Origin of the sequence: Salipiger mangrovisoli (assembly GCF_015223355.1) — a bacterium.
Taxonomy (GTDB): domain Bacteria; phylum Pseudomonadota; class Alphaproteobacteria; order Rhodobacterales; family Rhodobacteraceae; genus Salipiger; species Salipiger mangrovisoli.
Map to the genome: position 1 here is coordinate 1 of NZ_JADFFK010000017.1, position 13,049 is coordinate 13,049.

General features: G+C 64.2%; 12 protein-coding genes and 1 pseudogene. 11 read left to right on the forward strand and 2 right to left on the reverse strand.

All coding sequences use genetic code 11. The annotated features are described in order from the left end of the window. Window positions 1-155: 155 nt before the first annotated feature. Complete coding sequence (locus tag IQ782_RS19965) at window positions 156-1,046, reverse strand: LysR substrate-binding domain-containing protein (protein WP_194136446.1); 891 nt, start codon at window positions 1,044-1,046, stop codon at window positions 156-158. 179 nt (window positions 1,047-1,225) lie between these two features. On the opposite strand from IQ782_RS19965, the gene IQ782_RS19970 reads away from it, so the two are divergent. The 11 genes from IQ782_RS19970 to IQ782_RS20020 all read left to right on the forward strand — a co-directional run bounded on the left by IQ782_RS19970 (window position 1,226) and on the right by IQ782_RS20020 (window position 11,763). Then, a complete protein-coding gene (locus tag IQ782_RS19970; protein ID WP_194136447.1) occupies window positions 1,226-2,236 on the forward strand; it encodes a hydroxyacid dehydrogenase in 1,011 nt (336 codons plus the stop codon). 3 nt (window positions 2,237-2,239) lie between these two features. Continuing rightward, complete coding sequence (locus IQ782_RS19975) at window positions 2,240-2,920, forward strand: RraA family protein (RefSeq protein WP_194136448.1); 681 nt, start codon at window positions 2,240-2,242, stop codon at window positions 2,918-2,920. A gap of 29 nt (window positions 2,921-2,949) precedes the next feature. Continuing rightward, window positions 2,950-3,903: a Bug family tripartite tricarboxylate transporter substrate binding protein gene (locus IQ782_RS19980; RefSeq protein WP_194136449.1), complete on the forward strand. Its 954-nt coding sequence runs from the start codon at window positions 2,950-2,952 to the stop codon at window positions 3,901-3,903. Between the two features lie 131 nt (window positions 3,904-4,034). Continuing rightward, window positions 4,035-4,496: a tripartite tricarboxylate transporter TctB family protein gene (locus IQ782_RS19985; RefSeq protein WP_194136450.1), complete on the forward strand. Its 462-nt coding sequence runs from the start codon at window positions 4,035-4,037 to the stop codon at window positions 4,494-4,496. A gap of 7 nt (window positions 4,497-4,503) precedes the next feature. Continuing rightward, window positions 4,504-6,009, forward strand: coding sequence for a tripartite tricarboxylate transporter permease (locus tag IQ782_RS19990; RefSeq protein WP_194136451.1), 1,506 nt, complete (start codon window positions 4,504-4,506; stop codon window positions 6,007-6,009). Between the two features lie 40 nt (window positions 6,010-6,049). Next, window positions 6,050-7,057, forward strand: a complete 1,008-nt coding sequence (locus IQ782_RS19995; protein ID WP_194136452.1) for an MBL fold metallo-hydrolase — start codon at window positions 6,050-6,052, stop codon at window positions 7,055-7,057. 83 nt (window positions 7,058-7,140) lie between these two features. Continuing rightward, window positions 7,141-8,109 carry a TRAP transporter substrate-binding protein DctP gene (dctP, locus tag IQ782_RS20000; RefSeq protein ID WP_194136453.1) on the forward strand — a complete coding sequence of 323 codons (969 nt, stop codon included), beginning with the start codon at window positions 7,141-7,143 and terminating at the stop codon, window positions 8,107-8,109. Between the two features lies 1 nt (window position 8,110). Beyond that, complete coding sequence (locus tag IQ782_RS20005; RefSeq protein ID WP_194136454.1) at window positions 8,111-8,656, forward strand: TRAP transporter small permease; 546 nt, start codon at window positions 8,111-8,113, stop codon at window positions 8,654-8,656. Beyond that, a complete protein-coding gene (locus tag IQ782_RS20010; protein WP_194136455.1) occupies window positions 8,656-9,948 on the forward strand; it encodes a TRAP transporter large permease in 1,293 nt (430 codons plus the stop codon). Before IQ782_RS20005 ends, IQ782_RS20010 begins: the two co-directional genes overlap by 1 nt. After that, a complete protein-coding gene (locus IQ782_RS20015) occupies window positions 9,945-10,901 on the forward strand; it encodes an SMP-30/gluconolactonase/LRE family protein (protein ID WP_194136456.1) in 957 nt (318 codons plus the stop codon). Before IQ782_RS20010 ends, IQ782_RS20015 begins: the two co-directional genes overlap by 4 nt. A 571-nt stretch (window positions 10,902-11,472) precedes the next feature. Further along, window positions 11,473-11,763: a hypothetical protein gene (locus tag IQ782_RS20020; protein ID WP_240989429.1), complete on the forward strand. Its 291-nt coding sequence runs from the start codon at window positions 11,473-11,475 to the stop codon at window positions 11,761-11,763. Between the two features lie 382 nt (window positions 11,764-12,145). On the opposite strand, the pseudogene IQ782_RS20025 reads toward IQ782_RS20020, so the two are convergent. Next, a pseudogene (locus IQ782_RS20025) lies at window positions 12,146-12,957 on the reverse strand (IS5 family transposase). Between the last annotated feature and the right edge of the window lie 92 nt (window positions 12,958-13,049).

Sequence of the window (13,049 nt, forward strand, 5' to 3'; positions counted from 1 at the left end):
GCGAGGCGGGCGTGAGCAAGGCAATCGGCATCCTCAAGCGGGAGCTTCACCGCGACATCGGGCTGCTGGGGCTGATGTCGCCGGGCGAAGTGTCGGGCGCCGTGCTCGAGGCAGCGCAGTTGCCTCGCTGAGGGCCGCCGCAGCGCGTCGCCGGCTCAGGTGTTGCGATGGACTCCGTGCTCTTCGGAGAGATCGGCAAGGACCTCGTGCAGCCGCGCAATGATCTCCGCACGCGGTGAGACCACGCGCTCGACGATACCGATGTGACGCGAAATCTGCGGGGTGCCGAAAGGTACCTGTTCAAGGTCGCTGTCCTCGGGTTCGGTGAGCGCTGCGTGGGGCACGACGGAGATGCCGAGCCCCTGGCGCACGCAGGTCACGATCGAGCCGATGGTGTCGATCTCGGCGATGTCGTTGGCGACCACGCCCATGCGCGACAGCTCGGTGTCGATCACGTTGGCCAGGGGCACCGCGCTGCGGAATCGGACATAGGGCAGTGAGGTCAGCGCCTGAACGGGATCGCGCAGATCGCTTCCCCGCGGGGCGATCAGCCAGAGCGGCTCTTTCAGGAATGTGCTCCACCGGAGTGACGAGGGAAACCCGACGTGCTCGGCAACCACCGCAGCGTCGAGCCGTCCTGCTGCGACGTCGGCAATGAGTGTCGAAGAAAGGGAGACACGCAGGTTCAGCTTCAGCTCGGGGTAATCGCGGCGCATCCGCACGATGGCTTTCGGCAGGAGGTTCAGCGCGCTTGAACGCACCGACCCGAGCATGAGTGTTCCCGAAATCCGATCCCCCCGCAGGCTGGCCTTCGTGTCATCCTCGAGGCGCAACATGTTGCGCGCCATTTCAATAACTTGCATTCCCTCAGCGGTTGGGCGCGGGGGCCGCGAAGCGCGCTCGAAGATGCGGACTCCGAGTTCTTGTTCGAGGGTCTGAATTTGCTGGCTGACGGCAGAGGGGGTCAGCCCGACGACGTCTGCAGCACGCGCGAAGGTGCCATGGGCGGCAATGGCCACAACGGTCTTGAGTTGGCGGGTGTCCATGAATTTATCCAGTTTTGCTTAATCTGCAAAGCAGAATTATTCGCTGTTGTGAAGTAAAACTTTCCAATATCCCGTTTCGGCAGGAGGAAGCGGCGCCCCTAGGAGAGGGCGCGGCTCCAATCGAAAACATGAGACCGAATGCCTTCCGCCCTGCCGCGGAGGATGTGGAGACCTACGCGATGAGCAAAACCATTCTCGTTACCGGACCGGATCTGCATCCGAGCGCAGCGCGATACGTGCGCGACCATGGCTACGAGACGGTGCACACGCCTCCCTATGCCGACAGCGCGGTGATCAAGGAATACATCCACAAGACCGGTGCTGTGGGGATCGTGTCTCGCATGGGCCGGATCGATGCCAGCGTGCTCGCCGATGCCGGTTCGCTCAAGGTGATTTCCAAGCACGGCGTCGGGGTCGACAACATCGACCTGCAGGCCGCGGCGGACCGCGGCATCCCGGTGCTCGTTGCCACAGGCGCCAACGCGGTTTCGGTCGCCGAGCATGCCATCGCCCTGCTGATGACCTGCGTGAAGCGGGTCCTGCCGCTCGACACCAGCTTGCGCGAGGGCCGTTGGGAGAAGCCCGGTTTCAAGGGCCGCGAGATCGCCGGCGCGACGCTGGGCCTGATGGGCATGGGCGCCATTGCCCGCGCCACCGGCAAGATCGCCGTCGGCCTCGACATGAAGATCATCGGCTATGACCCTTATGCGAGCGACGAGGCCTTTGCCGCGATCGGAGCCACCCGATGCGACAGCTTCGAGGAGCTGCTTGCCGGGTCCGATTTCCTTAGCCTGCACTGCCCGCTCACTGACCAGACCCGCGGCCTTCTGGACGCGGAGGCTTTCTCGAAAATTCGCGACGGGGCTTACGTCATCAACACCGCCCGCGGCGGGCTGATTGACGAGGCCGCGCTGCTCGAGGCAGTGCGCTCCGGCAAGCTGGCTGGTGCGGGCCTCGACAGTTTCGCTGTCGAGCCGCCCGCCGCGGACCACCAGTTCTGGGACGAGCCGCGGATTGTCGTCACGCCGCACATCGGCGGGGTGACCGCCGAGGCGAACGCCCGGGTCGGCGTCGACGCGGTCAGCGGCATCATCAGCTATCTCGCCGGCGAGCAGCTCCCGCCGCAACGCATCATCAACCGCGCCCTGCTGGACAGCGCGCGCGCCACCCTTTCCAAGGTAGAGGACTAATCCATGTCGATCGGTTTCCGTATCTGCACCCGCGAGAACGTCGCATCCAAAGAGCTTGTCGAGGCCTTCTCCAAGCTGCCCGTCGCCAACGTTTCGGACTCCATGTCGCGCCTCAGCGCCGCAGGCCCAACACTGCGTCCGATGCATGCCTCGGGTGGCATGGCCGGTGTCGCGATCACGGTGAAATGCCGCCCCGGCGACAACCTCATGCTGCACAAGGCCATCGACATGGCCGTGCCGGGTGACGTGATCGTGGTGGACGCCGGTGGCGAGACCACCAATGCGCTGATGGGTGAGCTGATGCTGGCCTACGCCATCAAGCGCGGTGTCGTGGGCTTCGTGCTCAACGGAGCGATCCGCGACCTCGACGCCTTCGTGGAAACCAATCTGCCGACCTTTGCCGTCGGCGTCACGCACCGCGGCCCGTACAAGGACGGGCCCGGCGAGATCAATGTGCCGATCTGCCTTGGAGGCATGGTGATCAACCCCGGTGACATCGTGATCGGCGATGCCGACGGCGTGCTGTCCGTGCCGCTGGCGGACGCAGAGGAGGTGCTGGCCAAGACCGAGGCCAAGCAGGACGCCGAGGTGCGCCAGATGAAGGCCATCGCAGAAGGCACGAACGACCGGACGTGGGTGGACGCAGCGCTCAAGAAGCTGGGCTGTGCTCTGCCGACCGACTGAACAACGAGTTGAACCAAGGGAGGAAAAAGATGTTCAATTCCATCAAGTACGCCACCGTGATCGGGGCCACGCTGATCGCCGGCGCCGCCATGGCGCAGGACTACCCGGAGAAGCCGATCGAGGTTATCGTCGGCTACTCCGCCGGCGGCGGCACCGATGTCATGGCGCGCACTGCCGCGCCCTTCATCGAGAAATACCTCGGTGACGGCGCGAGCCTCGTGGTCAAGAACGTGCCGGGTGCCTCGGGCCAGATCGGTGTGACCGAAGTCGCCAACGCAGACCCCGATGGTTACACCCTCGGCACCTTCAATTTGCCGGGCATGATGGCGCGCACCATCGACCGCGAAGCCGACTACTCGGCCGAAAGCTTCACCTATCTGGCGAACGTGGTGAACGACCCCAACGTGATCGTCACCTCCAAGCGCAGCGGCATCGAAACCATGGACCAGCTCGTCGAAGAGGCGCGCGCGAACCCCGGTGCGGTGACCGTCGGCATGTCGAGCCTCGGCGGTGACGACCACTTCATGCTGATCAAGCTGCAGAACCTCACCGAGTCCGAGTTCACCATCGTGCCGTTCCGCGGCTCGGCCCCGGCGCGCACCGCGCTGATGGGCGGCCACGTGGCCATGGGCATCCTCAACATCTCCGAGGTCGCCAGCTTTCAGGATGACCTGAACGTGCTGGGCATCGCCACCACCGAGCGTTCGGACTTTGCGCCCGACCTGCCGACCTTCTCCGAGCAGGGCTACGAGCTGGTGAACGGCTCGATGCGCGGCTTCGTCGCGCCCAAGGGCCTGCCCGAGGATGTCGAGGCCAAGCTTGTTGCCGCCTTCGAGCAGCTCAACGGCGACGAGGAGTTCCTCGCAGCGATGGCCGCGACCTCGAACCCGGTCGAAGTGGTCACAGGCGATGACTTCCAGGTTCTGACCCAGGAGCTGTGGGATCTTGCCAAGGCTGTCTGGGACGAGACCCCCTGGAACTGAGTTCCTCCCAGGGGGCCCTGCCCGGTGCATGCAGCGCCAGCCGCGTCCCCGCCTTTTCTCTCTTTTCCTTATAGAGCGCGGTGGCAGGGCAAAGTACCGCCGCCGCAGCTTCAGACGCAGGGAGCCGACCCATGTCCGACCGACACACATCCCGCCTGCTGCGCCCCGAAACGCTGACCGCCATTGGCATCATCGTCGTGGCCGCCTTCTTCCTTCTTGCCACGACCGATTTGCGACCGATTTCCGCCCTGCTTCCGGGGGCGATGCTGAGCGGCCTTGTCGTTCTGGCCGTTGCGCTTCTGGTCCGGGACCAGCGCAAAGCCTCCGACGGAGAACCTCCGGTTCAATTGAGCCGTGCGCCCATGCGCGTCATCGGGGCATTTGCGCTGATCGTCGGCTACGCGCTGGCCACCGATTTCATCGGTTTCTACCCGAGCACCATCGCGATTATCCCGCTGGTGTCCGCGCTCTTCGGCTTCCGCAATCCGCTTGGCCTGCTCGCCGCGACCGTGATCGTGGTCGGAGCCGTCTACCTGATCTTCGACTTCGGCATGTCGCAGGATTTTCCTGCCGGCCGTCTCTGGCAGAACTGAGGCCGCCATGTATTCCGATCTTCTCCACGCACTTCCCGAAGTCTTCGGCCTGACGAACTTCTTCGCGGTGATCATCGGCGTGGTCGCCGGGATCGTCGTCGGCGCCATGCCCGGGCTTTCGGCCACCATGGCGATCTCTGTTCTCGTGCCCTTCACCTTCGGCCTCGAGCCGCTGGTGGCGCTTGGCCTGATGGCCGGCATCTACAATGGCGCCATGTACGGCGGCGCGATCCCTGCGGTGCTGCTGCGCATCCCCGGCACCCCGGCGGCAGTGGCAACCACCTTCGACGGGTACCCGATGGCACAGAAGGGGCAGGGAGGTTTCGCGCTGCAGGTCGCCGTGGTCTCCTCGTCGATCGGCGGCATCGCCTCGGCCTTTGCCCTTATGCTGCTGGCGCCGCCGCTGTCCAAGGTGACGCTGCTCTTCGGCCCGTCCGAGGTGTTCTGGGTCGCGGTCTTCGGCCTGGCTTCGATCATCTTCCTGCTTGGTGGCAACCCGATCAAAGGGCTGATCAGTGCCTGCTTTGGCGTCTTTGTCTCGGTGATCGGCTCGGACCCGATCTATGGCAACGACCGCTTCACCTTCGGCCAGCTCGAACTTCTGGACGGCATCAACATGGTGATCCTGCTGGTTGGCCTCTACGCGCTGCCGCCGGTCATCGACTTGCTCGAGACACCGCTGAAGACCGATGGAATTGGCAAGAGCCAACTCGGCACCGAGCCGATCTGGAAAACGCTGCCGAGGATGAAGCACTTCTGGAAGACCTGGCTGCGCTCGTCCTTCATCGGCATCTGGATCGGCATCCTGCCCGGTGCGGGAGGGTCCATGGCGGCCTTCATGTCCTACAACGAAGCGCGCCGCGCCTCGAAGAACCCCGAAGCCTGGGGCGAGGGCGAGCCCGAGGGTGTCGCCGCCGCTGAGACCGCCAACAATGCCGACACAGCCTCGGCCCTGATCCCGGCGCTGACGCTGGGCATCCCGGGCACCGCCGTTGCGGCGGTCATGCTGGGCGGCCTTCTGGTGCACGGCCTGCAACCCGGTCCCATGCTGTTCCGCGACAATCCCGACATCGTCTTCGGCTTCATGTGGCAGTTCCTGTTCGGCGCCATTCTTCTGGTGCTGCTGGGCGGCTCGCTGGCGACGAACAGCTTCGCGCGGCTGCTGAACCTGCCGCGGCCGCTGCTCGGCTCGATCATCATCGTGCTCATGCTGATCGGGGTCTATTCGATCCATGGTCGCATGTTCGACGTCTACATGATGCTGGGCTTCGGTGCCGTCGGCTGGGTCATGGACAAGCTGAAGTTTCCGCTGCCGCCGGTGGTGCTCGGGCTCATCCTTGGTGGCTTTGCGGAAGAGAACCTGCGCCTCGCCCTGCGTATCGGACGCGGTGATTGGATGGTCCTGTTCAGCAACGTGACCAGCCTTGTCATCGTCGCGCTGACCGTCGCCGTCATCGTCGGCCCGATCCTGAAGAAGAAGTTCGCGCGGCCCAAGACGCAAGACGCGACCTGACACCGACACCCGACCGAGTATCTGTGAAGAGGAGAAACAGATGAAAACCGGATTGAAAAGCGCGCTGCTCGGCGCCAGCCTCCTGGCCGGCCCGGCGATGGCCGCGAGTGACGCCGAGCTGTCGGAGCGTCACCTCGCGTTGGCCACCGAGGCGGCGGGGGACGAGCTGTCCTACGTGCTGAACAACTGCAACAACATTGGCAAGTCCTACGACATGGACCCGCATTCGATGCACGACGTGCTGGGCAAGCTGATCAACAAGGGCGATCCGCGTCCGGCCTCGGCCTTCGACAATTTGCACTTCCTTGGGACCGGCTGGGTGACCGCTTGGGCCGTCACGACCGACGACGGCATCATTCTGCTTGACGCGCTGAACAACGCGGAGGAGGCGCAGCGCTACATCGAGGATGGTCTCGTGGCGCTCGGACTCGATCCGGCCGACATCAAGAAGATCATCGTGTCGCATGGGCACGGCGACCACTACGGCGGCGCGACCTACCTCAAGGAAAAATACGGGGCCGAGATCATCATGTCCGAGGCGGACTGGGAAGAAATCGCCAAACCCGACCTGCCGGATGACGAACTCTGGGGTCGCCCACCGGCGCGCGAGACCTCGGTCGCTGATGGCGATACGGTATCGCTCGGCGGGACCAACGTCGGCATCGTCACGACGCCGGGCCACACCCCTGGGACCATCGCGCTCATCGTGCCCGTGCAGGATGGCGGCGAGCAGCACAAGGCGGTGATCTGGGGCGGCAATGGTCTCAACTTTGGCGCCAAGCCTGACCGCTTCCTGCAGATGATGGACTCCGCCGACAAGATCGGCGCGCTTGGCGAGAGCGACAACGTCGATGTCTTCCTGTCGAACCACGCGTCACTGGACGATACCTTCGCCAAGTTCGATGCGCTTGAGACCCGCGCCGAGGGCGAGCCGAACCCCTTCGTCACCGGCACCGAAGGCGTGCGCCGCATCGGCACCGCGCTGGAGCACTGCGTGGCGGCGCATCTGGCAACCTTCGCCCCCGATCAGGTTCCCGCGGACCTGTGACATCAGATCTGCGCGGGGGTGGCACTAACCGCCATCCTGCGCGACAAGCGATGCAACTCCTGGCCAAAGGAAAGGCCCGATCAATGAAGCACACTGTCATCACGGCGCTTGCCGCCCTCGTCAGCACCACCGCCGCAGCACAGGCCGCGGACTGGACCGGTTACACCTACTCCGCGGTTCCCACCACCGCCGCCGTGCAGGGCATGGAGCGGATCACCGAGCGCGCCGCCGAGGAAGCGGGCGTCGACATCACCCTGCACCTGGGCAAAACGCTGCAGATCGCCTCGTCTGACATCACCCAGGCGGTCGGTGACGGCATTCTCGATTTCGCGGCCGACTACTTCTTCTCCGGCAACGTGCCCATCGCGCGGGTGCTGAACCTGCCGATGCTGATCGAGAACGAGGAAGAATGGAACGCCGCCTATGCCGCCATCGAGCCGGTGCTTGAGGACGCCTTTGCCGGGCAGGGCGTGGTGCTGCTGGGCGGCTACCGCTACCCGCAGCAGGTGATCTTCACCACCTTCGAGCTCGACAGCCTCGATGACCTTGAGGGCCACAAGATCCGCGTCACCTCGCCGGAGCAGGGCGAGTTCGTCTCTGCCTTTGGCGGCGCGCCGATCACCTTGTCCGGCAGCGACGTGCCGACCTCTCTCGAACGCGGTGTGATCGATGGTGTGCTGACCGCCAGTGCCGGGGGCGCGAAAAACTGGGGCGAGTTCCTGCCCTACAACCTGCGTTTCCCGGTTAATTACGGCAACTCCGCGATCATCGCCAACGTCGATGCCTTCGAGGACCTCGACGAGGCCAGCCAGGAAGCGCTGCGCAACATCGTCGCCGAAGAGGGTGCGGCAATCACCGCGAACTTCCTGATCGACGAGCAGACCCAGATGGAAAAGCAGCAAGGCGCGGGCATGACCATCGTTCAGCCCGCCGAAGGTGATGCTGCCATCGCGCGCGAGAAGCTGGCCCCGTTCTGGGAGAGCTGGGCCGCGCAGAACGGCCCGGAATACGAGGACGCGCTGGCGCGTGTTCGCGAAGCGATCGGGAAGTGAGATGAGCGAAACGACCCACCCTGGGGGGCCGGCTTCGGCCGGCGCCCTCTTCGACTGGATCGCCTGCGCGACGCAATGGCTGACCGGGATCGCGCTGGCGGCACTGGTGCTGCTGGTTGCGGGCGAGGCTTTCCTGCGCGGCATGGCGAATTACTCGCTGGGCTTCGCCGAGGAGGTCTCGGGCTATCTGGTCGTGGCGCTGACCTTCTTCGGGGCCGCCCTCACGCTGCGCAGCCAGGCCTTGTTCCAGGTGAATTTCCTGTTTGACCAGCTGCCTGCCGGCGCCCGAGCCCTCATCATGCGCGCCTTCATCGTGCTTTCCATCGGGGTCTGCGCCGTGCTGGCATGGCAGACCTTCGGTCTCGTCGACAGCTCCTTCTCGCGCGGTAAGTTCGCGCCGACAGTGCTGCGCACGCCGTTGTGGATCCCGCAACTCCTGATGCCGCTCGGGTTCTCCGTGCTCGGCATCTTCCTTGTCGAACAATTCCTGCTCTGCGGACGGCGCTCGACCGCCGCAGGCGATGACGGCCCGGAGGCCGACACCTGATGGAAGTTTTTCTCGCATTCGGAGTCCTTGTCCTGTTCATCGTGGCAGGCATGTGGGTGCAATTCGCCGTTGCCGGCGCGGGGCTCTTCTACATCTGGATGATCAAGGGCTTCGCCGGCTGGAAGGCGCTTGGGATCGTCAGCTGGGGCTCGGCCAACAGCTTCACCCTCGCGGCCATTCCGCTCTTCGTGCTGATGGCCGAGATCCTGCTGGGCTCGGGGCTAAGTGCGCGGCTCTACAACGGTGTCGCGCCTTTCATGCGGCGTCTGCCGGGTGGGCTGCTGCACACCAATATCGCCGGCAGTGGTGTCTTCGCGGCGATCTCCGGCGGCAGCGCGCCGACCGCCGCCGCCATGTCCACCGTCGCCATTCCCGAATTGTCGCGGCGCGGCTATGACAAGCGCCTCGTCGCGGGCTCGCTCGCCGCAGGCGGCACGCTGGGAATCCTGATCCCGCCGTCCATTACCATGATCATCTACGCCACCTTCACCGACACCTCGATCGCGCGGCTCTTCGCCGCCGGCCTGGTGCCCGGGATCGTGCTGGCGCTGCTCTACATGGGCTTCATCATCATCCGGGTGCTGCTGCGCCCCGAGCTGGCGCCGAAGTCGACCGAGAAGACGACAACCGGCGAACTGCTGCGCTCGCTGTTCGACATTCTGCCGTTCCTGCTGCTGATCACCATCGTGCTGGGCAGCATCTACGGCGGCTTCGCCACCCCGACGGAAGCCGGTGCTGTCGGCGTTCTGGGCGCGCTGCTGATTGCCGGCATGTATGGCCGACTTAGCGGCGATCTGTTGAAGTCCGCAATGCGGCGCACGGTCTCGATGAGCGGCAATATCCTGTTCATCGTCTTCGCCTCGATGATCTTCGCCTATGCTACCGCGCTGTCCGGCGCGGGCGAGAGCCTGGTGACCATGCTCGAAGAGGCCAATGTCTCGCGGCTGACCTTCCTGCTCATCATCGTGGTGCTCTTCGCCATTCTCGGCTGCTTCATGGAGGGGCTGGGAATGATCGCGATCATCGTGCCGGTGATCTTCCCGGCGCTGCTGGCGCTCGGCATCGATCCGATCTGGTTCGGCGTCTTCGTGGTGATCCTCGTGGAGCTTGGCCAACTGACGCCGCCGCTCGGTATCATTCTCTTCGTCGTGGCCAGCGCCACCTCCGAGGTGAAGGTCGAGGAGGTGGTTAAGGGCACGATGCCGTTCTTCGCCATCATCCTGCTGTTCCTTGCTCTGATGGTGGCCTTCCCGGAAATCGCCCTGTTCCTGCCGGAGCTGACATTCGGATGACACAAGTGACCTATCCCTTCCCTGACCCCGTGGTGATCGACGCCGAGGTGTTCACCGAGCTTCCCGCCCACTTGCGCCGTCCGGGAGTGTCCTCCTACTGGGCGGAACGCAACCGGCGCGGCAATGCGGTGGACAGTTTCATCGAGGGGCCGTCATTCGACAGCGACGGCAACCTTTACTTCGTCGACATTCCCTTCGGCCGGGTGTTCCGTGCCGATCCGAGCGGCGCGGTCTCACAGGTCGCCGAGTACGATGGCCAGCCCAATGGCCTGAAGATCCATGCTGACGGACGCATCTTCTTGGCCGACTACCAGAACGGGATCATGCTGCTCGACCCCGAGAGCGGCTCCGTGAGCGCGGCGCTGCGCGACCGAGACACCGAGGGTTTCAAGGGCTGCAACGACCTGCACTTCGGGCGCGACGGCGCGCTCTATTTCACCGACCAGGGCCAGACCGGGGTGCAGGATCCCAGCGGGCGCGTCTACCGCTGGCGGCCCGACAGCGGCGAGCTGACCTGCCTGATCGACACGGCGCCGAGCCCGAACGGGCTGGTCCTCGACGTCAACGAGCACGTGCTCTTTGTCGCGGTCACACGGGCCAATGCGGTCTGGCGCCTGCCTCTTGCACAAAGTGGTGGCGTGCAGAAAGCCGGGTTGTTTCTGCAGTTCTCGGGGGGACGGGCCGGTCCCGATGGGCTGGCGCTGACCTCGAACAATGGGGTGGTGGTGTGTCAGACGGGCATGGGGCTGGTCTGGGTTCACGATGCACTCGGGCGACCCATCGCGGTCGTACGCTCACCCCGTGGCCTCGGTACCACGAACTGTGCCTTCGGCGGTCCGGAAGGACGGACGCTCTACATCACCGAATCCGACAGCGGCACGATTCTCAAGGCGGAGTTTCCCGAGGAACTGGATGTGCATGGTGCGCCGATGTACTCTGAACAGGGGACGTGATCCCCGTCGAGGCGGCCGGGTAGCGACGACGATCAAAGCGGCCCCGAGGGCCGCCGCCGCAAGACGAGCCGGGGCGGCTTGGCCTCACCGCGCAAATTGACCATACGTAGTTCTCTCCGCGCGCAGCTCGGCAAGAACGGCTGAGCTGCCGCCTGGACAATGAAGTCGGAAAAACTCCGGATGTATTTCGATGCGACGCCATTGATGCTCCGAGCGAAAACGCCGAGGTCGCACGCTACCACTTGATCGATCAATCTAAGCGGGCAAGGTATCAGGTAGCCCTGACGGTCCCAGATGCGAAGCTAGAAGAGGCGACGCGGCACTCTGTGCTGTGCTGTCGGGGCGTGACGTCGCCGGAGCAGCGGTGGCGTAGTAGAGCTCCCGCTGCGTTAGCGTATCTGCACGGGGGTGAGATTGGGCCAAATTAGAGCCCAACAAAATACATAATTATCCTTACACGCACAAGAACAAAAGAAGAACAATGAGGTTGCCATGCCCACTTTGGGCATTTACTCAAAGGTCATACGTCGAGCAGAAGCTAGCGCAATCTACCTTAGGTTGAAATCTCCACTTGCCGAGATCGCGTCTTATCGCCGACGGTGGAAGAAAGCAGAACACTGCTGCAGGCAAGACATCGAGCGACGGCATCACCGCGCTGGAGGAAGACATGTCAGCCGAATGGATCAACCTTCAAATCTTGGAATGCGAGGATATGGTCGGTCGCTCTGTCACCGTGTTCAGGCAATCTGATGGAGCTCACCAACGCTACGTGCTCGAGAACGGGCGCAAGGTCGAGGCGAACGCGGACGGCACCTTCGTCATCCCGGAGTCCGCCACGGAATTGCGGGTCATGGGCATCTAGCAAGGTCTGCTGCACAGACCTGGAACAAGGCTAAGCAGCTAGCTTTTTCCGAGCTCGTGCTGCGAGGCCGCGCATGACCTGCTCGAAATCGCCGTCTGCAAAGCGTGCGACCCCCATTGTGGGCGGCACAGACCGACTTCGTCCCGCGCCATCGCGCGCCGATTTCCTCGAGCTGGCGGCAGAACTTCTCTTCTGCACCGTCCTCGTCGGCATTCATCGCCGCCCCTAGCTTGGGATGCAGGAGGAGCCGCGGAACGTACCCCCGCAGAGCTCCTGGCACAGGCAGAACATTCAGCGTGTCGTCAACGTGCAGAGACTCGCTGGCCGGGGCATTGTTGCAGAAGTCGACTTCAGGACATGATGGCCCTTTCCCCAGCTGAGGTCAGGCCACTCGTTCGATCTCGGCGGTGCCGAGGGCGTTGAAGCGGTTCATCAGGGCCACGCGCATGTGGATCTCGGCTGTCTGGCGGTCGGGGGCCCTCGAGGCGATCCGCTCGCCGAAGGATTTCAGATTCCTCTTCCGGGCCTCGACCCGGTTGCGGACATGATATCCGGACCACCTTTTCCAGATCGTCCGGCCGAGGCGCCGGGTTGCCCTCAGGATGTCGGTGCGGGCCAAAGCGGCCGGGCAATCTTCTTTCCAGAGGCGGCCGTTTCTGCGGATGGGAATGATCCCTGTGCCACCTCCCGCAAGGATCGCCGAATGGCAACGGCGGGTGTCGAAGGCGCCGTATCCATCGCCAGATGGACCTTGCGGTACTGGCGGCGGCGGTGGGTGCCATGCTTCCTCGCCAGCCACTCTCCGTCGCCCAGGAACTTGATCCCGGTGCTATCCACCAGCAGGTTCCGAGGACCCAGAGCCCGGCGCGACGAAAGCTGGACCGCGATTGTCTTCTGGCGGCGGCTGAGCGTGGAGAAGTCCGGGACCGGCCAGTCCAGACCAGGCATCTCGAGGATGCTGGCGACCATTCCGGTCGTTTGCCGAAGCGGCAGGCCAAAGAGCGCCTTGATCATCAGGCAGAACTGGATGGCGGCGTCGGAGAAGACCGGTGGACGTCCGAGCTTGCCTGCCTTCGGCGCAAGCCAGTCCATGTCCCGGTCCAGCCAGAAGAGCAGCGATCCGCGCCGCTTCAGCGCGTCGTTATAGGATTTCCAGTTGGTCGTACGGAAGCGGGCAGGTTCGGGCATGCTCATGGCAGGCTCTTAGCCCACCGGATTCACGCCGTGAATCCCGGAAGCTGATGAGTTCTGCAACAACGCCGATCATTTGCTTCGTTTGGCGTGGA

Excerpts from the sequence above, each read along its gene's own strand:
- IQ782_RS20005 (WP_194136454.1), top strand. The coding sequence starts at position 8,111 with ATGAGCGAAACGACCCACCCTGGGGGGCCGGCTTCGGCCGGCGCCCTC.
- IQ782_RS20015 (WP_194136456.1), top strand. The coding sequence starts at position 9,945 with ATGACACAAGTGACCTATCCCTTCCCTGACCCCGTGGTGATCGACGCC.
- IQ782_RS19965 (WP_194136446.1), bottom strand. The coding sequence starts at position 1,046 with ATGGACACCCGCCAACTCAAGACCGTTGTGGCCATTGCCGCCCATGGC.
- dctP (WP_194136453.1), top strand. The coding sequence starts at position 7,141 with ATGAAGCACACTGTCATCACGGCGCTTGCCGCCCTCGTCAGCACCACC.
- IQ782_RS19980 (WP_194136449.1), top strand. The coding sequence starts at position 2,950 with ATGTTCAATTCCATCAAGTACGCCACCGTGATCGGGGCCACGCTGATC.
- IQ782_RS19995 (WP_194136452.1), top strand. The coding sequence starts at position 6,050 with ATGAAAACCGGATTGAAAAGCGCGCTGCTCGGCGCCAGCCTCCTGGCC.
- IQ782_RS19975 (WP_194136448.1), top strand. The coding sequence starts at position 2,240 with ATGTCGATCGGTTTCCGTATCTGCACCCGCGAGAACGTCGCATCCAAA.
- IQ782_RS19985 (WP_194136450.1), top strand. The coding sequence starts at position 4,035 with ATGTCCGACCGACACACATCCCGCCTGCTGCGCCCCGAAACGCTGACC.
- IQ782_RS20010 (WP_194136455.1), top strand. The coding sequence starts at position 8,656 with ATGGAAGTTTTTCTCGCATTCGGAGTCCTTGTCCTGTTCATCGTGGCA.
- IQ782_RS19990 (WP_194136451.1), top strand. The coding sequence starts at position 4,504 with ATGTATTCCGATCTTCTCCACGCACTTCCCGAAGTCTTCGGCCTGACG.
- IQ782_RS19970 (WP_194136447.1), top strand. The coding sequence starts at position 1,226 with ATGAGCAAAACCATTCTCGTTACCGGACCGGATCTGCATCCGAGCGCA.